Source organism: Arthrobacter sp. AK01, assembly GCF_021109375.1.
GTDB lineage: Bacteria > Actinomycetota > Actinomycetes > Actinomycetales > Micrococcaceae > Arthrobacter.
In genome coordinates, this window is the sequence record NZ_JAJOHP010000009.1 from 1 (window position 1) to 21094 (window position 21094).

The 21094-nt window shown below is 60.3% G+C and carries 21 protein-coding genes and 1 pseudogene; 10 read left to right on the forward strand and 12 right to left on the reverse strand.

Annotated elements, in window-relative coordinates; translation table 11 throughout:
- Positions 1-158 precede the first annotated feature (158 nt).
- The 3 genes from LN996_RS04625 to LN996_RS04635 are packed head-to-tail and all read right to left on the reverse strand — an operon-like array spanning position 159 to position 4904.
- Positions 159-983: an acyltransferase gene (locus tag LN996_RS04625; protein ID WP_231338996.1), complete on the reverse strand. Its 825-nt coding sequence runs from the start codon at positions 981-983 to the stop codon at positions 159-161.
- 16 nt (positions 984-999) lie between these two features.
- Positions 1000-2880, reverse strand: coding sequence for a hypothetical protein (locus LN996_RS04630; protein WP_231338997.1), 1881 nt, complete (start codon positions 2878-2880; stop codon positions 1000-1002).
- Complete coding sequence (locus LN996_RS04635; protein WP_231338999.1) at positions 2880-4904, reverse strand: CDP-glycerol glycerophosphotransferase family protein; 2025 nt, start codon at positions 4902-4904, stop codon at positions 2880-2882. Before LN996_RS04635 ends, LN996_RS04630 begins: the two co-directional genes overlap by 1 nt.
- A 301-nt stretch (positions 4905-5205) precedes the next feature.
- Here LN996_RS04635 and LN996_RS04640 point away from each other — a divergent pair, with 301 nt between their 5' ends.
- Positions 5206-5967, forward strand: coding sequence for a DUF4191 domain-containing protein (locus LN996_RS04640; protein WP_231339000.1), 762 nt, complete (start codon positions 5206-5208; stop codon positions 5965-5967).
- 83 nt (positions 5968-6050) lie between these two features.
- Here LN996_RS04640 and LN996_RS04645 read toward each other — a convergent pair whose 3' ends face one another.
- Positions 6051-6488, reverse strand: coding sequence for an RDD family protein (locus LN996_RS04645; RefSeq protein WP_231339001.1), 438 nt, complete (start codon positions 6486-6488; stop codon positions 6051-6053).
- Between the two features lie 322 nt (positions 6489-6810).
- Here LN996_RS04645 and glnA (LN996_RS04650) point away from each other — a divergent pair, with 322 nt between their 5' ends.
- Positions 6811-8235, forward strand: a complete 1425-nt coding sequence (glnA, locus tag LN996_RS04650) for a type I glutamate--ammonia ligase (protein WP_024820496.1) — start codon at positions 6811-6813, stop codon at positions 8233-8235.
- Positions 8236-8357: 122 nt separating this feature from the next.
- On the opposite strand, the gene LN996_RS04655 is transcribed toward glnA (LN996_RS04650), so the two are convergent.
- A complete protein-coding gene (locus LN996_RS04655) occupies positions 8358-9452 on the reverse strand; it encodes a site-specific integrase (protein ID WP_231339002.1) in 1095 nt (364 codons plus the stop codon).
- Between the two features lie 2 nt (positions 9453-9454).
- Complete coding sequence (locus LN996_RS04660) at positions 9455-9991, reverse strand: helix-turn-helix domain-containing protein (RefSeq protein WP_231339004.1); 537 nt, start codon at positions 9989-9991, stop codon at positions 9455-9457.
- A gap of 119 nt (positions 9992-10110) precedes the next feature.
- On the opposite strand from LN996_RS04660, the gene LN996_RS23870 reads away from it, so the two are divergent.
- The 3 genes from LN996_RS23870 (at position 10111) to LN996_RS04670 (ending at position 11427) form a co-directional block, all read left to right on the forward strand.
- The gene (locus LN996_RS23870) at positions 10111-10290 is read left to right on the forward strand and encodes a helix-turn-helix domain-containing protein (protein ID WP_374202211.1); all 180 of its coding nucleotides are present in this window, start codon (positions 10111-10113) and stop codon (positions 10288-10290) included.
- A 181-nt stretch (positions 10291-10471) separates the two neighbouring features.
- Positions 10472-11116 (forward strand): hypothetical protein, encoded by a 645-nt coding sequence (locus tag LN996_RS04665; protein WP_231339007.1) that lies wholly within the window; start codon positions 10472-10474, stop codon positions 11114-11116.
- Positions 11117-11169: 53 nt separating this feature from the next.
- On the forward strand, positions 11170-11427 hold the full coding sequence (locus LN996_RS04670; protein ID WP_231339008.1) for a hypothetical protein: 258 nt from the start codon (positions 11170-11172) through the stop codon (positions 11425-11427).
- Positions 11428-11507: 80 nt separating this feature from the next.
- On the opposite strand, the gene LN996_RS04675 is transcribed toward LN996_RS04670, so the two are convergent.
- On the reverse strand, positions 11508-11705 hold the full coding sequence (locus tag LN996_RS04675) for a hypothetical protein (protein WP_231339009.1): 198 nt from the start codon (positions 11703-11705) through the stop codon (positions 11508-11510).
- A 172-nt stretch (positions 11706-11877) separates the two neighbouring features.
- On the opposite strand from LN996_RS04675, the gene LN996_RS04680 reads away from it, so the two are divergent.
- The 4 genes from LN996_RS04680 to LN996_RS04695 are packed head-to-tail and all read left to right on the forward strand — an operon-like array spanning position 11878 to position 13645.
- Complete coding sequence (locus tag LN996_RS04680) at positions 11878-12504, forward strand: hypothetical protein (RefSeq protein WP_231339011.1); 627 nt, start codon at positions 11878-11880, stop codon at positions 12502-12504.
- 46 nt (positions 12505-12550) lie between these two features.
- Complete coding sequence (locus tag LN996_RS04685; RefSeq protein WP_231339012.1) at positions 12551-13138, forward strand: hypothetical protein; 588 nt, start codon at positions 12551-12553, stop codon at positions 13136-13138.
- Positions 13135-13329, forward strand: coding sequence for a helix-turn-helix domain-containing protein (locus tag LN996_RS04690; protein WP_231339013.1), 195 nt, complete (start codon positions 13135-13137; stop codon positions 13327-13329). The genes LN996_RS04685 and LN996_RS04690 overlap by 4 nt, the downstream gene beginning before the upstream one ends.
- Positions 13330-13381: 52 nt before the next feature.
- A complete protein-coding gene (locus tag LN996_RS04695) occupies positions 13382-13645 on the forward strand; it encodes a hypothetical protein (RefSeq protein ID WP_231339014.1) in 264 nt (87 codons plus the stop codon).
- A gap of 546 nt (positions 13646-14191) precedes the next feature.
- Here LN996_RS04695 and LN996_RS04700 read toward each other — a convergent pair.
- From LN996_RS04700 to LN996_RS04710, 3 genes and pseudogenes are all read right to left on the reverse strand, one after another.
- Positions 14192-14419: a hypothetical protein gene (locus LN996_RS04700; protein WP_231339015.1), complete on the reverse strand. Its 228-nt coding sequence runs from the start codon at positions 14417-14419 to the stop codon at positions 14192-14194.
- Positions 14420-14462: 43 nt separating this feature from the next.
- Positions 14463-14579, reverse strand: a pseudogene (locus tag LN996_RS04705) (AsnC family protein); the annotation flags it as partial.
- Between the two features lie 18 nt (positions 14580-14597).
- Entirely contained in the window at positions 14598-15167 is a 570-nt protein-coding gene (locus LN996_RS04710; RefSeq protein WP_231339016.1) for a GNAT family N-acetyltransferase, read from the reverse strand.
- A gap of 62 nt (positions 15168-15229) precedes the next feature.
- On the opposite strand from LN996_RS04710, the gene LN996_RS04715 reads away from it, so the two are divergent.
- Positions 15230-16717, forward strand: coding sequence for an arylsulfatase (locus tag LN996_RS04715; protein WP_231339017.1), 1488 nt, complete (start codon positions 15230-15232; stop codon positions 16715-16717).
- On the opposite strand, the gene LN996_RS04720 is transcribed toward LN996_RS04715, so the two are convergent.
- Together LN996_RS04720 and glnA (LN996_RS04725) are read right to left on the reverse strand one after the other, a co-directional pair.
- Positions 16714-19725, reverse strand: a complete 3012-nt coding sequence (locus LN996_RS04720; RefSeq protein WP_231339018.1) for a bifunctional [glutamine synthetase] adenylyltransferase/[glutamine synthetase]-adenylyl-L-tyrosine phosphorylase — start codon at positions 19723-19725, stop codon at positions 16714-16716. The two genes, LN996_RS04715 and LN996_RS04720, sit on opposite strands and share 4 nt — an antisense overlap.
- Positions 19726-19734: 9 nt before the next feature.
- Positions 19735-21075, reverse strand: coding sequence for a type I glutamate--ammonia ligase (gene glnA, locus LN996_RS04725; protein ID WP_231339020.1), 1341 nt, complete (start codon positions 21073-21075; stop codon positions 19735-19737).
- Between the last annotated feature and the right edge of the window lie 19 nt (positions 21076-21094).

Consider the following 21094-nt stretch of genomic DNA (forward strand, 5'->3'; position numbering starts at 1 on the left):
GAAGGGCTGGGAAATCCCGGCCGCCCTGGCCCACATCGAGTCCTCCGGCACCACCCGCCAGGAAGCCTCCACCATCCTCGCCGCCCACAGCTAGGCACCGCTCCACCACCCCGTCCTCAGCCGCGCCGTGAACACTCAGATGGCGCGGCTGAGTTGACTCACCCGATATAGAAGCGGTTTTTGCCGTCCATCTGATCCAGCTGGAAGCACCAAGCTGCCCTTCCTATGCCGGAAGTGGCTGCATCCAGTTCGCGCTCAAGACTCTGGATGTCCGCGGGCTCTTCGTCGGCAGAGAAGATAAACTCGTCTCCCGCATGGTCATGGCTCAGCTCGGTTTGGGCGGCGGTGTACCCATGCACAGAAGGTCTCGTCCAGAAAATCCCGTTGCCAACAATCCGGGCAGGCACCCCGGCCGCTGTCGAGTTGGACGGGATCTTCTTGGTAATCAGGGCCCTGGCCGCAAGAATGCTGCCCGAACCAACTTTGGCACCTTTGAGGAGCAGGGTGTCCTCCCCCAACCACACGTGATCCCCTACCCAGATGGATTCGCTGGGGTTGACTCGTTGGTGGTGTTCCACGGAATAGATCAGGTGAGGATCAGCCGTCCTGAACGCAACACGCGACGAGAACATTGCGTCCCTGCCAACGATGACGTGCTTGCGCTCGGTGGGAAGTACGCGGGCTTCTGCCGTGAAGGTTGCCCCGGGTCCCAGATAGAACACGGACTCTTCAAATACGGTGGCAATCACTTTGAGGAAGCCATGGGACTTTCGCAGATGAATGACTGAGTCGTTTCCCAGGAAGCGGAGTCTCGTATTTCGTAGGCGGGCACCGTCCTCGACGAACAGGACATTTCCAGTCCCGGCAAATTCAACTGTTGATGCGGTGAATTCGGAGCCGGGGGTGTCCTTGAGATGGACTACGTTATCCCTGACCTTGGAAACGTCCGCGTAGGAGTGGATCACCTGGTTTTTTCGAGCCATGCCATTGCCGCCCGAATCACTGCTGCCCGGCACCGGCCAGCACCGCCTCGGACTCACGGTTCAGAAGGCAAACGTCATCCCAATCAACCGCGGACAGGACCTCCGACGCCTGGACGTACTCGTCTCCGTGGACCACGATGAGCAAGCGCTGAACTCCGGCGGCAATGACGAATCTCAAAGCTACGAGGTCTGCCATGGACCACCCATCCAGCGGTTGGATGACTGCTTTGTAGGCGATCCGCCTGCTGATATCTCCGGAGAGGGCTTCAGCAACCTCTGCTTCGGCATCGGGAACGAAATGAATTTCCATCGTGTCGCCGTCAGACGCGAGGCGATGGCACCGATAGCGGTAGCGGGCAAATGCATCGCCGTCGAGGATGACGTACTCACTGGCTGATTCGGCGTGAAGAGTCAGCGGTTGGGAACTCATCTTGAGCTTTGGGATTCTCGTTCCAGGCTTCACTGGGCCAGGCAACGATCCTGTCCATGTGGTTCCAGTGGCTTCCATGGCGACCACCGAGCTGAGTTGATCGATCGAGTCGTAAGCCGGGAAGAGGCTTTGCTCCATGGATGTGTACTTTACGAAGTTGTAGGAATGTTCCGTCATCAGCTGCAGGAAACGCGTCCTGCCGTTCCATCCCTCAATGAACCAGTTTGCCCCAGTTACCTCAGAGGCTGCGGGGTCAACACGTACTTGAACCTGGACGGTGTGTCCATGGCGGAAGGTACGCAACTCTTCGCAGCCGAACTGTTGGTCAACGGGGCCCTTCAGGAACCTCCGGATGATGCCCAACATGGCAGGCAACGCGGCGCGGGCAACGTCGGAGTGTTGGCCGTCGATGCGGTACTTGGCAAGGTTCGGAACATCGGATATCAGCTCGATCAGCGAGTGATTGCTCAACTCATCCGAATTCGTGTAGAAGTAGTCTATTTTGCGGCCCTCTGCGAAGTATCGCCGGAGGCGGTCTTCCGGTTGATCGGTGTCACGCAAGGCAGGGTTTCGGAAGAGGTTGTCCTTGAAGAAGGGCTTGCTGAAGTAGTACGGAAGGTTCATCTGCGGGACTGCAAGCAGCAGGCTGGCATTGGGAAAGTACTTGGCATACTGGATGGCGATAGTGCCGCCTTTGGAAGCGCCGAAGAACAGCATTGCCGCTTGATCAATGTGAAACCGGCTACGCAGCCCGTCAATCGCATGTCGAACACGGTGGTCAAGCGGCCTGCCGGCGTTATCGACCATCATGTAGGAGCCTGCCACCAGGTAGCGGTCTTGAAAGCACACCATGAGGGTGTCTTTCAGATCGGCATCCGTGAGGTCCTTGAGGTAACTCACGGCGTAGGAAATCCGGGTAGTTGAGGGACCGAAACCCGGAAACGTGATCAGCATCTTCTTCGGATTAGTTGTGTTGCCCCGAAGGGAGTAGAAAACATCACCATGCTGTTCCACACCGTACTGGTCATCGTATTTGAGTTGCTGCGGCGTAGTGAAGGCTCCACGCCCAATCTTCAACTCATAGGGAGCATCGATATCAAGGGTGAAGTGCGAGATATCGTCCGAGGTGACCATGATGTTCCGGTACTCGAGCGGAAAGCCGCGGGCTGGTGGCTCAACCTTGTTTCCATAAACCACTTTCCCGTCCTGAAAGAGTCGGAATGGTTTGCCCTTCCAGGACTCCCAGCCGCCGATCGTCAGCTTGGCGAAGTAGATGCCTTGGGGAAGGCTTTCAGAGGCAATGCGGCGGATTCTGCCCTCCAGGCCTTTGGCCTTGATGATCCGCCGCACCGGTGAATCAGCGCGGGATGCCAGGAGTGCCCGGGCTAACTCCAAGCCTGCCGGCGAGTATGCAGCCGCCCTGCCGACCTTGGTGATGCTCCGTTTGAAGCCATGAATCAACGTCATCAGAGACTCAACATCCTTTCCACTATTTTCTCGTTGATGCGTGCCGGATCCACGCCTTCGAAGAAACGTTCGCGACGCTGGATGAACTTGGGATCCGTGTCCGCGAAGCCTTCCTGGATGATGTGCTCCACAACCTCGGCGTGCTCACTGAACACCGGTCCCAGCCCGTCGTCGACGTAGTCCAAGCGACTTTCATACGGCTGATCCCGGAAGAAATCCGCAGCGTCCCAGTGGTAATACACAATGGGAGTGCCAATGAAGGCGGCGTCAAGGGCGGCGGAGCTGTAGTCAGTCAGCACCATTTCGGCCGAACGGATAGCCTCGCGGTAGCTCAAATCCGACTGCACGACGCGTTCAGAGAACCTGAACTGCCCGGCGCGTTTTTCCACATTGGGGTGCAGTTTTACGTGCATCACGCGGTCCGTGTCCTCAAGGAACTCCAGCAGCGCGGGGTCAGACAGCAGCTTGTCGATGGCGCGGAAGTACGTCGACTGGGCGAAGTGCTCCGATGACGACTGATGCAGGTTGAAACGCCACGTAGGCATAAAGAGGAGATGCTGCTGCCCGTGGGCGTTGCGCGCCAAGGACTGGTATCGGGGCAGTCCGGAGTTGAGGGTCTCGACCGGGGCGAGCCTGCTCATGTAGTCCGCTTCAACCCGGCCTGTGGCAACGAAAACGTCAAAGTACTTCGAGAGCACCCAATCGGACATGTCATTGAGCTGGATACCGTGCTGGAGATAAACAAAACGGGAGTTCGCGAACGACTTGCCTCTGTACCTGATGCTGTAAATCTGCGATGAGACCACGAGATCGGACACCAGGAATTTCTCGTAGAACTCCTTCGTAAAGATGGGGATCAGCTTGAAGCCCTTACTCTCCAGACGCTCCCAGTCAGGAGACTTAGGGTTGAGCGCGAAGTATGCCTGGTTGAACTCCGGATGATTCTTTGTGAAGTACTCGTAGAGGTGCTCTGCGTTGTCGTCTGCCTGCAGCGGCCGGTCGAAAAACAAAATTGTGGAGGACGGACCGATAGGCCGGTTGTAGAAGTTGTAGCTCCCGGGCCTGGCGTGGCCGGACCTGAGGTTTCGCGCCAGATAACACCTCTCGATGGTCAGAATCTCTTCGTTGAAGAGCAACTCATACAGCGGCAACGCGTTTTCTTCACTGTCCGCCTTATCGCGGAAGACCAAATACGCGTCCTTATCGCTCAGTTGCTTATAGAACTGCTTGTTGGCGGCCGGATCGTCCAGCCATCGGATCCAGGCCGCCTCGAAAGGCTGCAGCGGTTCAACCAACGCCAGCAGGTCGATCAGATCGAAGCCGCGAATCAGCTCACGTAGATGGCTCAAGCTGATCGATGTTGCCTTTTGTCCCCGCATTCCCCGCAGGAACAGCGCAACATAGCGCAAGAGGTGCAGTCTGACTTCCTTGGCTGAAGTCGGGATTACCGGAGCCAAGCGGCTTGCTTCTCCCGTTATGTGAAGCCCTATGGCTGCCTTCGTGTCCGAGGCCATCGAGAAGCCCGTGTTCAGCGGCTTAACCTTCGCAATGGACCAGTACATCCGGTAGCTGATGTAGATGGCGGATCGATCCACATCGCCCAGCGCCTCCAGCGCGTCGGCCAGCCGCCTGGTATTGAACGCAACGCCAAAGACGTCAGTGTCGCGGGAGTAGTGGTATGCCTCGTCAATCTTGGTGCCGGCCACGTTCTTGGCAATGGCTCCGGTGTAGACAACCGGCTCGGCGAGATAGACAGTGCGTGTCCGCAAATACTCGAAAATGGTACTCACATAGTTCGCGGACAGGAGATGGGAGGTACGCATGAAGATGACGTACTTGCTCTCGATCTCCTCGCAGAGCTGTGAGATGCCGGCCGTCGTCAATGGCTTCTCCACGTGGAGGATGGCGAATTGCGACTCCAGGCGCAGGCGCGCGGCCAGCAGTCGTCGGTACATGGCTGACTCGCGGTCAAGCTGTCCCGTTTCCTCAAGGACGATGGTTAGCAGTGGCGGCAGATCGGGCATTTGGTTCCTATGGGGTCGAACGTGTAGAGGGCGCACTGATGTCGAGGACCCCAGGGGTTCCTCGTTGATCAGTACGCATCGCAAGAGCACTCCGTGGCATTAACGTCGAGGCACTCCGCAGCTGGGACTCACTATGGACAAGTGCCGCTTCGCGTTGAATCATGACGGAGAAATCAAAAAGGAATCCCCATGTGTGGGAGGCCGGCCACCAGGTGGTGCCGTCGCGCCGTACCCCGCACCCGGTGTCGCCTTCGGCAACGCGTCCAGCGTCTGGGCGTACATCACGTAGAATTAACGCACTATGGCGAACTCCCCTGATTCCAACAAATCGACCCCCTCGGCCGACGCACCCAAGCGTGGGCTGTTCCAGCGCAAGCCCAAGGAAGCCAAGGCAAAGAAGCCTAGCCAGCTGAAGCAGATCGCTGAAGTCTTCAAGATGACGCGGCGGAACGATCCCCAGGTCGTGTGGATCATGGTGCTCGCCTTCCTTGCCGTCGTGGCTGTGGCCTTCCTCATCGGCTTCCTCCTGGAAAACTGGGTCACCGGCCTGATCATCGGCATTCCCCTTGGCCTGTTGGCTGCGGTGTTCATTCTTTCCCGCCGTGCGGAAAAGGCAGCTTTCGCGCAAATCGAGAACCAGCCGGGCGCATCAGGTGCAGCGTTGGGAACGCTTCGTCGCGGATGGGTCACACAGGACCAGCCCGTGGCAGTCAATCCACGTACCCAGGATGCGGTGTTCATGGCCATTGGCCGGGCCGGTGTAGTCCTGGTGAGCGAAGGACCCTCGCACCGCGTCAAGCCCCTCGTGGATGCCGAGCGCAAGCGGTTGGCCCGGATTCTCCCGAACGTCACCATCCACGTCCTCGAATCCGGACGCGGAGAGGGACAGGTGCCGCTGAATAAACTGGCCAAGACCATGGGCAAGCTCAAGAAGGAGCTCACCAAGATCGAAGTCAACGCTGTCAGCAAGCGCATTAACTCCCTGGGTAACCGTCTCCCGATCCCCAAGGGCATTGACCCCTACAAGGCACGCCCGGACCGCAAGGCCGCGCGCGGACGCTGACGACCATAACGAAAAACCGCCCCTCCTCTCATACAGAGGAGGGGCGGTTTCTGTTTGCCGCGCTTCGTTATGGGGAACGGATGCTACATCCGGATGAGAATCGTGTTCATGGCTTTGTCGTGCAGGCCTCGTTGATCGGGATCGAACACGACAGCCGGAATGACCAAGCACAAGAGCAGTGTCCGCACTACGGCAGCCACCGGACCTGCGGGACCGCCGCCCAAGCGGACCACATGGATACCGGCGATCCTGTGGCCGATGCTGTAACCCAGCGTGCCAATCAAGAGAATCTGTTCCGCAGCGAAGATGGCGAGCGTAGCCCACTGGTTTCCGCCGAAGGCAAAGTTGCTGATCACCAGTGCGATCGTCCAATCCACCACGATGCCCAGGATGCGGCGACCAGCACGCGCAATGGAGCCCGGGCCGGACTCGGGCAGACCAAGTCGTTCGCCGGGATACTTGGAGATTCCGGACGTGTCCGGGCCGCTCAACCAGGAGCCAATGTCTTTTCGATCTACCACACCTCAAGCCTAACGGCTGGCCTGCCTGCTGTCCGACTCACCGCTAACAGACGCCGGGATCCAAGGTCCTTGGGACGCGTGCGGTGTTCGCCCATCGGACCGGCTTGGACCAGACACAGGAAAGCCGACTACCGTTTACACGACAGATGATTCTGTAACCTGCCGGAAACAATACCGACACCCCCGGGAAATCCCATCTCCCTAAGGTGGTAGGAGTTGCCAGCCACCATGGCAAGGGGATCTTTTGTGTCTCCGGAGCTTTGGTATGGGCTGCACCACGCGGCCTTCCGGGCCTGTTACTTGATATGCATAAGGAGCATAGATGTTCAAGACTGCGGACGAAGTCCTCAAGTTCATCAAAGACGAAGACGTCAAATTCGTCGATATCCGCTTCACCGACCTTCCTGGTGTCCAGCAGCACTTCAACGTGCCGGCCAAGAGCGTGGACCTCGATTTCTTCGTCCACGGCCAGCTCTTTGACGGATCTTCCATCCGCGGCTTCCAGGGCATCGCTGAGTCCGACATGCAGCTCATCCCGGATGTGACCTCGGCCTTCATCGACACCTTCCGCATCGAGAAGACGCTCGCGCTGAACTTCTCCATCGTGAACCCCCGCACGGGCGACCCCTACCACCGCGACCCGCGTGGTGTAGCCGAAAAGGCTGAAGCGTACCTGGCATCCACAGGCATCGCCGACACCGCCTTCTTCGCTCCCGAAGCCGAGTTCTTCGTCTTCGACAACATCCAGTACGAGTCCTCCCCGCAGGGCAGCTTCTACAAGATCGACTCTGAAGAAGCACACTGGAACACGGGCCGCAAGGAAGAGGGCGGAAACCTCGGTTACAAGACCCCCGTCAAGGGCGGTTACTTCCCGGTCTCCCCCACCGACAAGCAGGCCGACCTTCGCGACGCCATGTGCATCGAACTGGACAAGGCCGGCCTTGAGGTCGAGCGCTCCCACCACGAAGTTGGATCCGCTGGCCAGGCCGAGATCAACTACAAGTTCACCACGCTGACCGCGGCTGCTGATGACCTGCAGAAGTTCAAGTACATCATCAAGAACACTGCGGATGCTTGGGGCAAGTCCGTCACGTTCATGCCGAAGCCTGTCTTCGGTGACAACGGCTCGGGCATGCACTGCCACCAGTCGCTCTGGAGCAACGGCGACCCGCTGTTCTATGACGAGAAGGGCTACGCGGGCCTCTCCGACATGGCTCGCTGGTACATCGGCGGCCTGCTGAAGCACTCCTCCGCCGTCCTTGCTTTCACCAACCCGACGGTCAACTCCTACCGCCGCCTGGTCAAGGGCTTCGAAGCTCCCGTGAACATGGTCTACTCGCAGGGCAACCGCTCCGCCGGTATCCGCATCCCGATCACGGGCACCAACCCGAAGGCCAAGCGCATTGAATTCCGCGCTCCGGACCCCTCCTCCAACCCGTACCTGGCGTTCGCTGCCCAGCTGATGGCCGGCATCGACGGCATCCGCAACCGCATCGAACCCCCGGCCCCCATCGACAAGGACCTCTACGAGCTCCCTGCCGAAGAAGCCAAGGACATCCCCAAGGCTCCGGGCTCCCTGGAAGAAGCACTCGAGGCTCTCCGCGAGGACAACGAATTCCTGCAGGCCGGCGGCGTCTTCACCCAGGACCTCATCGACACTTGGATCGACTACAAGTACGAGAATGAGATCCGCCCGCTGTCACTGCGCCCGAACCCGTACGAATTCGAGCTCTACTACGGCGTCTAGCTAGATCATGCGGCAGAATCGGCATTAGTCCGCAGGCAGTCCGCAAGAATCAAGACACAGAAAAGGCCGGCCCCAGGTTTTACCACCTGAGGGCCGGCCTTTCGTCGTTAATAGCTCGGCGCTTATGCGTGCTTCTCCGCCAGTGAACTGAGCCGCTCCGTGAGCACGCTTGCGACGGCCGCCCGTGCTGACTCTTCCTTGTCGGGCCACATGTGCCCGTAGGTGTCTAGCGTTGTCTTCGCTGACGAATGCCTCAAACTCTTCTGCACAACCTTCACATCCAGACCTTGGGCAATTAGCAGCGAGGCAAAGTAGTGCCTGAGGTCATGGAAGCGAAAGCCTTCCGGAAGCCCCTTGACCGTTGCCCGGGCTTCGCGGAAGTAATGCTCAAGTCGGTGCGGAGAGATAGCCCGGCCCCATTCGTTTGTGACCAGCGTTTCGCTCCCCCACCGAGTGTGATTTACGGAAAGCTCAAGACAAAGGTTCTGAGGGATTGGAATTGGGGTCTTGGATTCTTCCGTCTTGAGCTCGACGCCGGGATACTGGCCGGCCGGCGAAATGATGCCACGCATGAAGTCAACATCGGATACCCGTAGCGCCACTGCCTCGGCTATGCGTAGGCCCGCGAAGGCCGCCAAGAGCACAGCTGGCTGCAAGCCGGACGGCATTGCATCGTGAAGCGCCCACACCTGCTCAGTTGACGCCACATAGGCTCGTTGTTTGCCCGCTCTAGGCGCCGTACGCCGGCTGACTGGCGACGCCGTACGCCGGCTGACTGGCGACTTGGGCAAGAGCCCATCATGCACAGCATCGCTGAACAGCTGCCCGAGACGCGAATGCAGAGCGTAAACGGTGGAATCCGCCAGCCCAGCATCACTCAGCCTAGCCGTCCAGGTCTTCACTTCTGAGGGGCGGACGCTCTTGAGTGCCCGGCTTCCGAATGCAGCATTGATCCGCTTGAGGTGGGTTCTTGCCTGCCGGACGGTCGACGGCCGATTGTTCTCGTAACCGCGCAGCCATATGACAGACCACTCCTGAACAGTGGTGAGCGCCGTCTTCGGATCCACATACGTGCCAGATACGACAGACGCCGTCACCTCATCCAGCCAGCGTTGGGCGTCTATCTTGCGAGGAAAGTGCCGTGCATGCTCCTTGCCGACTTCGTCCCGATACCGAGCCCGCCACCTGCCATCGGGTCGTTTCTTGACGCTCGGCACGACTAGGCCCTGAAATCTTGGTCCGCGCTGTAAAGGGCCTGCTGCTCTTCACTCGTCAAAGCGTTTATCTTGTCCACCCAATATTTCACCCGGTCGGTCTGCAGAATTGCCTTCGCCTGCGTACAAGCCTCCTGGGCCTGCTCGATGTGTTCCTCCAAAACCTTGCCAGCTGTCAACGCTAACTCAAGAGTAGCCAGCTCGCCTTCGAGTTCTTCGCGCTGGAAGCGGACATTGTCCAGGTATCGCGCCGCACGCTTGCTCGATGACTCCACCGCCTTTATCGACCAACGGACGGCGCTATCGGCCTCGAGCGGTTCTACGACCAAGTCATCAAGTTTGGAGCCAAGGACTTCAGCAATTACCACAGCTTCGCTCAACCTGACAGGACGCTCACCCCGCTCCATTCGTCCAACAGTGGTCGGATGAAAGTTGTTTAGTCCAGCCGCTTTCAGCATGGAAGCAAACTCGGTCATAGACCAGCCCTTGTACTCGCGCTGACTTTGGACCTCAAGCCCGAAGAGCTCGTCTGGTGTTCTCATGCGCCCATCCTGTCAGCACAAGATGTTTGACGTCAACACAGAACGTGCTCTACCGTTACGTTTTGTAAGAGACGAACACAAAATGAAAGGGCAAGTCGATGACAACAACTGCGACTCACATGCTTCTGACGATTCATGAGGTCTCGGAGATCACCCGGATTCCCGTACGGACCCTTCGCGATTGGCGCCATAAGGGCGTAGGGCCCCGAGGCGCACGCTTCGGGGGGAAGTTGCTGTACTCAAGGGAAAATGTCGACTCCTGGGTCCGGGAAGCGCTCAAACGCGGTGAATCAGCGTGAGAGCGCTAAAGGGTTGCATGTGCGAATGGCTGGGCGAGTGCTCATGTGAGGGTCCCCCGGTCACAGCAAGCACGCCAGCCAAGGCGTGCAAAGTCCGACTGAAGACAGAAAAAGGCCGTGACGCTCTCGCCAAAGTCCGTCACGGCCTCAGAACCAACCAACAGCTAGCTAGGAGATTCTCTTGCCACACCATACCAACTGGCCCGCCACAGTGCGAGAGGCCGCCAAAATTGCCGCCGCCGAAGGAAAGACTCTCTCTGTACTCTTCCAAGAGCTCGTGACCGAATTGGGGCCCTGCCCCGCCCCGCCGGACGGATACACCCTGGACCCCCACTCCGACGTCCGCTGGCTTGGACCCGAGACGTATCACGAGAAGTGGATCATCACGCGGGTATGGAACTCCACCACAGACGCTCACTCACTTGACGTCTGGCAGATCACCAGCCACCTAACTACGCGGCACTGTCGCCGGAAGATGCCCTTCAGCTCGCCGCCGCCCTTGCAGCCGCATCCAAGGCCTAGGGCCACGGGTGGGAGCATCAAGGCCGGCGACACCGAGATCCATCCAGGAGGAAACATCCAGTTCGGCCCTGACCTGCAAATCACACCAGACAACGGCACGGGTAGCGCGGCAATACAAAATGGCGCATCCGAGATAATCCTTACTCCCGAAAACCCCGATTACTGGGCCCAGTTCACGGGCGGCGCCTACTTCCAAGGAAAGGTCAGGGCGGCCGCGCTACGGCTCGCATCGCTTCCCACAACAAGCGCCCCCGCAAACCTGTTCATAGACACGGACGGCACGGTTAAGCGCTCCCTGGCGTAACCGGCTGGAATGAACGTACCCGCAGTTACATTCAACGAAAGGACACATGCGGAATGGTCAAGATCATGTACAACGGAGCAACGATCGATTGCCCCGACTTCACCGACTACGCCGAAACGAAAGAAACCATCGCCAGGCTGGCCCAAGAGGGCAAGTATGACTGGTTCGAGTACACAGCCAGCAACGCCAACGTCAGTCTCCTGATCGGCCCAGGGATTCCATTCGCCATCGTGGACGACTCACCGGGCCGCATCTCCCCGACGCTCACTGACAAAAACCTCAGTCCCTTTATCCGCGGCGAGGACGTCTAACAAGCCGCGGCCAGTGGCCCCATCCTCTAACGCGGCCAGTGGCCCCATCCTCTAACGAGGGTGGGGCTACTGCCCCTCGCCTATTCGGAATCGGGCAGTTTTTCCAGCATCTCGTCGTTGAATCGGCGTATCTCGCCAGTTTCAGCAAAGTACACTTCGACGGCGTCCATAGGGCCTTCGGATGTGCGGTAAGGCCGAGACGCCGAGTTGAAAAAAGCCCGCGTGCCGATCAAGTCAGTGCCCTTGACCCGAACTCTTTCAAAAGTTGGTTCGCTCATGACGAATCCCTCCATACGCCGGCGGCTGTTTGCCGTCTGGCTCCTTTAATCGTCAGCCCGAACCCGGGTACGCCGGAAATCTGACACGCCGAGGACCTCCCCAGTAGACCTCTTCCCGGACGAGGGACGAATCTCTGCTTGGCCGTGGCTCAGGGCCGGGTAACCTAGCACCATGCTCATGTCCTTGGTGGTCTCCGAAGTTGCCGTAGCGAGTCCGCCGACCGATTACACGCCCGCCATCATAGGGCTTGGCGGAGTCGTGTTAGGCGGCATGATCCAAACCTTTGCGCAGATCGCCAAGGAGCGGGCGGCCCGCGTGGCCCAAACCAGGACCGATGTCTTGAAGTTCGCCCACGCGGCCTACTCCTTTGTGGATGTCACCAACCAATACGCTGGCCTGTACCACTCGATGCCACGCGACAACCAGAAAATAGCGCTGGCACGCATTAACGAGCTCATGCATGCCGCCCACGAGTCAGGAATGCTTTTGGCCGGCGCCTCCGATGTGCGAGTCGGAACCTTCGCCGTAGACGTAATCAACCAAATGATGGAGTACAAAGACGGGTTCGCCCATGTCTTCCAGTGGCACGGTGAAGCACCCGAACCAGATCCGGCTACAACGTTTCCAACACGGGCAGACGTCCGTGAAAACATCACAGTAATCATTAACATGGTTCATCCTCGAGCCTACGAGAGACACTTGCGGTTCCGTTCGGCAGAAACCGCCAGAAAATCACTTGCCGAAGAGGCCAAGCAAAAAGAGCGCCGTCATGCGAGCGATGGCACCCCCGTCCCCTAGTGGCACGCGCTCAGTGAGTACCCCTGGCTACACGTATGATCCCCGAATGAACATTATTTGTGGCGATGCGCTTGGCGTATCTTGTGGAACCTGGGTTGCTTTCTGGAACGGCGCGATTGGTGCCCTTGTCGGCGCCCTGGTGGCCCTGGGCGTAGTGTTCTTCACCAACGCCCTTCAGCGACGACAAGTACGTGAGAACCGCGAACTTGAAGCTGTTGCACGCTTCGTTGCTGCGATGGGAGAGGCATACGAAGAACTGCGGGCCCTGGACGCCTCTAAGCCCCGTCAACTGATGATCAACCTCCTTACGGCGACAGTGCGCCTAAGGCTGGCAAGCCGCGAAACGGCGCTGATTGCAGACGCTTTAGAACGCTGGCCTGTCGCATTGGAGAACCTGGCAGCAAATGAGGTCACGGCCGCCCAACGAGATATTCCACTCAGTGTAAACGTGCGACTTCTGGCCTCGGATGCCTACGCGAAAGCGCTGGCGCTAGTACCAGCCTGGCAATCCAAGAGCCCCGCAAAGAGACGCAAATGCCGGGATGAACTCCAAGAAATCGCCGGCCTTCTCGATTCAAGCAATAGCACCGTCGAGGATGAAATAAGACTCAGTGCCCGGGCAGGGCACCGATGACGATACCGAAACTGGCGCTCACCTTCGAGGAAGCGGCCGAGGCTTGCGGGTACAGCGTCCGCACCTTGAAGTACCAAGTGGCCGCCGGGAACCTCTTGGCCCGTTACGCGAACTCCAAGGGGGTCATCCGCGTCGAAGACCTTGCGCAGTGGCTATATGACCTGCCGGCCGAACCGCCCGACCGCTCCTAGTATGCTGGGCGTCGCACTAAGTGATGATCCCCCCCGACATTTGGAGATGAAAATGGCCTTTAACCTCGACTACACAATTACCTACAGCGGTGATACCGCAGCAAAGTATGGCGTTAACGCCAAGCAGAACCCTGCGCGTGCCAGCATCTTCGGCGAAGACTTGGAAATTGTGAAGAAGGAAGCTGAAGCGACCTTGGCCACTGTCGGTTCCACCAGGGGCCAGCTCTACCGGACCCCAGGCACGGACACCACATTTGCTTCCGGCGTGCTTGTCTCTACATACGTCGCCGGAGAAGGTTGGACGGACGAGGCATAGCAGGGCCGCGCTAGTCCGCAAAAAGTCCGCAAGAGCGTCGGTCAAGCTCGGCTTTCGTCGTAACCACGGGGCACCAGAATCCGCGTCAAATCAAGGATCTGGCGCTCATCGTCATCGGTCGGAACTCCAGGCAAAGTTCGAGCTCTACTACGGCGTCTAGGCACCAACGCCTGCGATAACAAAAGGCCATCCCCCGGGTCCACATGGACCGGGGGGATGGCCTTTTTGTGCAGAGCCTTTTTATTTGTGCAGATCCTTTTTGCGCAGCACAATGGACCAGCCCCCTGCACCGTTGGTGCTCACTGCCCCGCCGGAAGGGCGAGCCTCGAGCGGTCAGTGCTTGGTTCTTGGCGCTTGACCGGTTTCTTCCGGCGCTGCGCAGTCAGCACAGAACACCCGGTCTGTTTCCTCACCGCAGCACTGGCAGCGATGGAGCAGGGCCGCTGGTTCAATCACATACGTTGTCATACCGACCATGCTGCCCTCGCAGCACTGGAGGGGGCACGAGTAGCGTGTACTCGTTTTTTCGGCTGCCGGACGCGGCGACTACTTGGATTCGAGGAAGCGCAGCCCCTCGACAAAGGCCGAACCGTGGCCTTCGACTCCCCCAGGTCCTACAGCAGGTTCGTGGTCGGAGAAGGTGGCAAAGCACCGGCGGCAAGCAAAAGTGCCGGTGCGGCCATGCCGCGAGGACCAATGGGGACCTGCCTGCTCACAACGGAAACAGCACACGTTGGAGAAAGCGGCACCCTCCGAATCCACCATGATTGTCACGGGAGAATCGTAATCGACACTGCCCACCCCGGAACAGACCCCTCTACTGCTTTCCATACTTCTTGTGCACGGCCTGCTTGCTGGCGCCGAGGCAAAGGGCTATGGCCTCCCAGGACAGGCCTGACTGGCGCGCCGCCCGCACCAAGGAAGCCTCCCGCCGCCATTGACAAGGTCATCGTTAGGCGAAAGCCTTGTGCATGATTCGCTGCGGACCGGAACTCCCACCCTGATACCGGCCCGCATCCAGGAATCCGGCGTTGCGATAGGCGGCCTGGCCCGCCGGATTATGTTCGTTGACGGAGAGCACGACGCCGGCCTGGCCGCCACCCAGCCGGCCAGTCAGCTTGCGCGCTTCCTCCACTGCCGCACGCGCCGCCCTGGAACCGAGGCCCCGACCCTGGTTTCCGGTGTCGATGAGAAGCCCCCTCAGGAGCCACGCGGACTCGTCGTCGGGCCACCCCGCCAGTCGCGCAGCGCCGGTCTGGAGGGTCAGCACGCCTACGGCCTCCCCGCCGGACTCGATGACATACGGAAACCGGGATTCTTCCTCCAGGCCGATCAGCATCATGCGGAGCGGGTCGCCGACGAACTCACGCTGCCCCTCCCCGACGGACAGCATGGCCACCTCCCCAAGGTGAATGGCCCGCGAGTCGTCGTCCAGGAGTTTGAGCGGGATGAGCCACACATCACCCACATCAGTTTGATCAATGATGATTGAAATCTCTTCACCCGAGTCATATTCAAGCATTAGAGGGCGTCTTCCTACTAGGGTTGTCACAATAGTTCCCTACGTCGAAGGAACCCCTGACGATGAGCCAGCCGAACGTCATCCTGATCTGTGTCGATGAATGGAGGGGTGACTGCCTTTCCTCGGACGGCCATCCCCATCTGGAGACGCCCCACCTGGACGAATTGGCCCGGAACGGTGTCCGGTTTTCCAAGGGCTATTCTGCTACGCCGTCCTGTGTTCCTGCCCGTGCTGCCTTGTTCACCGGTCAATCGCAGGAACGGCACGGGCGGGTCGGTTACAACGACGGCGTGCCGTTTCACGCAGTCCACCCGGTGACAGTACAGGACCAATTCAGAAAAGGCGGCTACCACACCCAGGCCATCGGAAAGATGCATGTGTGGCCGGAGCGCTCCCGTCTCGGCTTCGACGATGTCATCCTGCACGATGGCTACCTGCACCACGCCCGTCGGGAACACCAGCAGCATTTTGCCATGTTCGACGACTATGTCCCGTGGCTTCGGAGGCAACCGGGCATGGGTCCGGACGCGGAATACTTCGACCACGGCGTCAACTGCAATTCGATTGTGGCGCGCCCGTGGGACAAAGCAGAAAACCTTCATCCGACACACTGGATAGGCACCCAGGCCATCGAATGGATGCACCGGCGCGACCCCGTGAAGCCATTCTTCCTCTACCTTTCCTTCCACCGCCCCCACCCGCCGTACGATCCGCCGTCGTGGGCTTTTGAACAGTACCTCAACATTCCCGCCTATGAAGCTGTGGAAGGCAACTGGGAACATCATTGGGACGACCACCGGCAGGACGGTGATTACCAGGCCAGCTACGGGAGGATGCCGGATCATGTGGTCCACCGGGCCAGGGCCGGATACTACGGCCTGATGGCACAGATCGACCTGCAGATCAACCGGATCAAAGAGTCGTTGGCCGACTTCGGGCTTGCCGACAACACTGTCATCGCCTTTACCAGCGACCACGGCGAAATGATGGGCGACCACCACATGTTCCGCAAGGCCGTGCCTTACGAGGGATCTGCCCGCGTACCATTCATCATCGCCAATGCACCCGCAGCCAAGGACTCGGCCCATGGAAGCGTCGTGGACCACGTAGTGGAACTCCGGGACATCATGCCCACGCTGCTGGACCTCGCCGGGCTGCCCATCCCTGACTCCGTGGATGGAAAGACCCTTGCACCGCTGGTGCGGGGGCAGAGCACCGAAGCCGTCCGGGAGGTCCTGCACGGCGAACATGTGTACTGGGGACAGAACCTGCATTGGTTGACCGACGGCCACCACAAATACATCTGGGGGTCCGGCAAGGGGACCGAAGAACTCTTCAACCTCGACGCCGATCCGAAGGAGTGCAATAACCTTGCCGACGACGCAAGGTACAAGGGCGAACTCCAGAAGTGGCGGCAACGCATGGTGGAAGTGCTAACGGGCCGCGAGGAAGGCTACGTCGTTGACGGCTCGCTGGTACCAGGGGTGCCCGTGGTCGCCATGTTGCAGCATGCCCGGGAAAAGGCCGCCATCGCCATGTCCGACGCCTAGTTTCCGTAGAAGATCTTCTCGAAGACTCCCCTGGCGCGTCGACTTAGCCGCAAGTAGTCCTCTTCGAACTGGCCCGCATGTCCCGGAGCGTAACCGCACCACCGTGCCGCGGCCTCAAGGTCCTTACGTGACGACGGGAGAAGGTCGGATGCCCGCCCCGTCACGATCACGTTCGCGGAACGGATACGGCTGGCGAGCCGCCACGCCTCCCGCAGGAGCGCGGCGTCGTCTTCGTCGATGAAGTTCAGCTCCACCGCGGCGGCCAACGCCTCAAGAGTTGAACTGGTCCGAAGCTCCGGATGCTTCCCTGCGTGTTGCAGTTGAATCAACTGGACCAGCCATTCAACATCGCTCAGTCCACCGCGCCCAAGCTTGACATGCCGGGCAGGGTCGGCCCCGCGCGGCAATCGTTCGGACTCCACCCGGGCCTTGATGCGACGGACCTCCCGTACATCCTGCTCTGCCAACTCTTTCGGGTATCGGATGGGATCAATGAGCTTCACGAAATCGGCGGCCAACTCATCCGAACCGGCCATGGGGCGGGCCCGCAGAAGTGCCTGGGCCTCCCAGATCAGGGACCACCTGCGGTAGTACTCCGCGTATGACTCCAAGGACCGGACCATGGCGCCGTTCTTGCCCTCGGGTCGTAGGTCAGCGTCGACCATAAGGACCCGTTCGGCCATGATCGCGGGCTTGAGGGGCTGGGTCAGGAAGCTGGAGACTTTCGAAACGATCGCCGTCGCCTGTTCCTGGGCCTCGGCGTCGGTGAATCCGGGCCGCGAGCGGTGCACGTAGATGACGTCCGCGTCCGAGCCGTAGCCTATCTCGCGTCCGCCCTGCCGGCCCATGGCAACCACCAGGACGTCCGTCTTCAGCGGACCATCGGAGGCAATGACGGCTTCCGCCACATGTAATGCTCCCAGGACTGCTGCCCGGTCGGTCTCGGCCAGGGCAAGTCCCACGGCATCCTGGTCGAGCAAACCTGAACTGTCCGCAATCGCGGTCCGCAGGATCTCGCGTCGCCGGATCAGCCGGATAAGCCTCATGGCACTTTCAGGATCCGGATGGCGGGACAGCTTGGACTGGATTTCCTGCCACTGGGCCTCAAAGCGGATGGGTACCAGCTCTTTATCGCTGCCCAACCACGCCACGGACTCCGGAGACACCTCCAGCAGGTCCGAAATGAGCCGCGAATTGGACAGCACCTGGCACAGGCGTTCCGCGGCGGCCTGGGAATCCCGAAGCAACCCCAGGTACCAGTGCGTGGTGCCAAGAGCCTCGCTGACCCTGCGGAAGGCGAGCAATCCGGCGTCGGGATCGACGCCTTCGGCGAGCCAGCCCAGCAGAATGGGGAGCAGTTGGCGCTGCAGCGCCGCACGGCGGCTGACGCCCGCTGTCAGCGCCTCGATATGCCGCATCGCGCCTTGCGGATCCTGGTAACCAAGCGCAGCGAGGCGCCCCTGCGCTGCCTCCGGGCTGAGTTTGGCATCCTCGCTGCTGAGCTTGGCCGCTGTATTGAGCAGCGGCCTGTAGAAGATCCGCTCGTGCAGTTCCCGCACGGCTTTCTTGGTCTTCTGCCAGGTCCCCATGAGCTGGTCCGGGTGCGGCCGTTCCAGCGAAAAGGGCCCCAGCACGGCTTTGGCAAGGAATCGCTGCGCGTCTTCGGTCGAGGGCATGAGGTGCGTACGCCGAAGCTGGAACAGCTGGATCCGATGTTCCAGCAGGCGCAGATAGCGGTAGGCGTTGTCGAAGGCGGCAGCGTCCGCTCGGCCGATGTACCCTCCCGCGGAAAGTGCTGCAATGGCTGAGGTAGTGTCCCTGCACCGAAGGGACTCGTCGGATTTGCCATGGACAAGCTGAAGCAACTGCACCGTGAATTCGACGTCGCGGAGGCCGCCGCGGCCCAACTTGATCTGGCGCTGCTCCTCGGCGGCAGGAATGTAATCGGTCACCCTGCGGCGCATCGCCTGCACGGACTCAACGAAGCCCTCACGTCCTGCCGAAGCCCAAACGAGCGGCTCCACTGCCTTCTCGTAACGCTGCCCCAGCTCCCGGTCGCCAGCTATGGTCCGGGCCTTCAGCAGCGCCTGGAATTCCCAGCTTTCGGCCCAGCGTGCGTAATAGCTCAAGTGCGAAGGAAGCGTGCGGACCAACGGCCCCGACTTACCTTCAGGACGCAGATTTGCGTCCACCTCCCATAGACCGGGTTCCGGTGCAGAGGAAGAAATGGCCCGCGAAATCCCTGATGCCAGCGCCGTGCCGATGGTTGATGCGCGTGCGTCCTCCAGCTCCCCCGCTTCAATGACGTAGATGACATCGACGTCGGAAATGTAGTTCAGTTCGCGGGCACCGCACTTGCCCATGCCGATGACGGCGAGCCCGACGTCGGCGATTTCCTCCGCCGGAAACTGACCTGCCGCTTCGGCCCGGGATACCGCAAGGGCAGCCTCGATGGCTGCTCCGGCGAGATCGGCCAGCTCGGCTCCGACGGCCGGCATGAAATCCTGGGGCGAGGCAGCGCAAAGGTCCTTGATGGCAAGCTCAGTCAGTCCCCGGCGGTAGGCAGTCCGCAAGGCCGCGTAAGCCGGCATTCCGGTGATTCCGGCAACCGGTCGCTGGGCGCCCGGCTCGGCTTTGACGGAGCGGAGAAGCATGGCCCGGAGTTCTTCGTTGGAGGCCTGAAGAGGCTCCGGACTGACGCGGACATCGAAGACATCCAGATGTTCCGGCCGACGCATGAGGAACTCCCCCAGCGCCTCGGAGGCCCCCAGCAGGCGGTACATGGGCTCGCAGGAGTCCTGATCGGCCGCTGCCAGCGTCTTCAGCCCTGGATTCTTCTCAATGAGCCGAACCAAGGATTGGAGCGCGGTATCCGGACTGGCCGACATGGACAGACCGGCAAACAGTGCGTCCTCGTCTATGCCCTCAAGTTCGGGGGCAGCAAGGAAGCGTTCGCCTTTTTCGAGGTCACTGAATCCGGCTGAGATGAGCCGACGTGCAAGGCTCACTGGCCCGGCCTAGAGAATGCCGAGGTTGCGTTGCAACTCATACGGAGTGACCTGGAGGCGGTAGTCCTGCCATTCCGCCCGCTTGTTGCGCAGGAAGTGCTCGAACACCTGCTCACCAAGGATTTCAGCTACGAGCTCCGATTCCTCCATGGCACGGATGGCGTCGTGAAGGCTGGCCGGCAAGGGTGCGTGCCCCATGGCCTTGCGCTCCGCGGTAGTCAGCGACCAGATGTCGTCCTCGGCGGCAGCGGGAAGTTCGTAGCCCTCTTCGATGCCCTTCAACCCGGCGCCCAACAGGACGGCGTACGCGAGGTACGGGTTGGTGGCGGAATCGATGCCGCGGTACTCGATGCGTGCCGACTGGCCCTTGCCGGGCTTGTAGAGCGGGACGCGGACAAGTGCAGAACGGTTGTTGTGGCCCCAGCTCAGGTAGCTAGGTGCTTCGCCGCCACCCCACAGCCGCTTGTAGGAGTTCACGAACTGGTTGGTGACTGCCGTGAATTCCGGTGCGTGCTTCAGGATTCCCGCGATGAACTGGCGTGCCGTCTTGGACAGCTGGAATTCGGCTCCGGCTTCGAAGAACGCGTTGGTGTCGCCCTCGAACAGGGAGAAGTGGGTATGCATGCCGGAACCGGGGTGGTCCGTGAACGGCTTCGGCATGAAGGTGGCGTACGTGCCCTGCTGAAGGGCGACCTCCTTGATGACCGTGCGGAACGTCATGATGTTGTCCGCGGTTTGCAGGGCATCCGCGTAACGGAGGTCGATCTCGTTCTGGCCAGGGCCGGCTTCGTGGTGGCTGAACTCCACGGAGATGCCTACGGATTCAAGCATGGTGACGGCCGTGCGGCGGAAGTCCTGGGCCACGCCGCCCGGAACGTGGTCGAAGTAGCCGCCTTCATCCACGGGAACAGGCGAGCCGTCCGGGCCGAGGTCCTTGGACTTGAGCAGGTAGAACTCGATTTCCGGGTGGGTGTAGCAGGTGAAGCCCATGTCCGCAGCCTTGGCCAGCGTCCTCTTAAGAACGTTGCGGGGGTCTGCCGCGGAGGGCTCACCATCGGGAGTCAGGACGTCGCAGAACATCCTCGACGTCTGTTCCGTCTCGCCGCGCCACGGCAGGATCTGGAAGGTGGACGGGTCCGGCTGGGCGAGCATGTCGGACTCGAATACGCGGGCAAGGCCCTCGATGGCCGAACCATCGAAGCCCAGGCCCTCTTCAAAGGCGCCTTCAACCTCGGCGGGAGCAAGTGCCACCGATTTGAGCGAACCAACGACGTCGGTGAACCACAAGCGTACGAAGCGCACGTCACGCTCTTCGATCGTCCGCAGAACGAACTCTTGCTGGCGGTCCATAGGGCCTCTTTTCCGATTC

Excerpts from the sequence above, each read along its gene's own strand:
- LN996_RS04625 (WP_231338996.1), bottom strand. The coding sequence starts at position 983 with ATGGCTCGAAAAAACCAGGTGATCCACTCCTACGCGGACGTTTCCAAG.
- LN996_RS04635 (WP_231338999.1), bottom strand. The coding sequence starts at position 4,904 with ATGCCCGATCTGCCGCCACTGCTAACCATCGTCCTTGAGGAAACGGGA.
- LN996_RS04660 (WP_231339004.1), bottom strand. The coding sequence starts at position 9,991 with ATGAGAACACCAGACGAGCTCTTCGGGCTTGAGGTCCAAAGTCAGCGC.
- LN996_RS04640 (WP_231339000.1), top strand. The coding sequence starts at position 5,206 with ATGGCGAACTCCCCTGATTCCAACAAATCGACCCCCTCGGCCGACGCA.
- LN996_RS04680 (WP_231339011.1), top strand. The coding sequence starts at position 11,878 with ATGCTCATGTCCTTGGTGGTCTCCGAAGTTGCCGTAGCGAGTCCGCCG.
- LN996_RS04690 (WP_231339013.1), top strand. The coding sequence starts at position 13,135 with ATGACGATACCGAAACTGGCGCTCACCTTCGAGGAAGCGGCCGAGGCT.
- LN996_RS04685 (WP_231339012.1), top strand. The coding sequence starts at position 12,551 with ATGAACATTATTTGTGGCGATGCGCTTGGCGTATCTTGTGGAACCTGG.
- LN996_RS04675 (WP_231339009.1), bottom strand. The coding sequence starts at position 11,705 with ATGAGCGAACCAACTTTTGAAAGAGTTCGGGTCAAGGGCACTGACTTG.
- glnA (WP_231339020.1), bottom strand. The coding sequence starts at position 21,075 with ATGGACCGCCAGCAAGAGTTCGTTCTGCGGACGATCGAAGAGCGTGAC.
- LN996_RS04715 (WP_231339017.1), top strand. The coding sequence starts at position 15,230 with ATGAGCCAGCCGAACGTCATCCTGATCTGTGTCGATGAATGGAGGGGT.
- LN996_RS04630 (WP_231338997.1), bottom strand. The coding sequence starts at position 2,880 with ATGACGTTGATTCATGGCTTCAAACGGAGCATCACCAAGGTCGGCAGG.
- LN996_RS04670 (WP_231339008.1), top strand. The coding sequence starts at position 11,170 with ATGGTCAAGATCATGTACAACGGAGCAACGATCGATTGCCCCGACTTC.
- LN996_RS23870 (WP_374202211.1), top strand. The coding sequence starts at position 10,111 with ATGCTTCTGACGATTCATGAGGTCTCGGAGATCACCCGGATTCCCGTA.
- glnA (WP_024820496.1), top strand. The coding sequence starts at position 6,811 with ATGTTCAAGACTGCGGACGAAGTCCTCAAGTTCATCAAAGACGAAGAC.
- LN996_RS04710 (WP_231339016.1), bottom strand. The coding sequence starts at position 15,167 with ATGCTTGAATATGACTCGGGTGAAGAGATTTCAATCATCATTGATCAA.
- LN996_RS04695 (WP_231339014.1), top strand. The coding sequence starts at position 13,382 with ATGGCCTTTAACCTCGACTACACAATTACCTACAGCGGTGATACCGCA.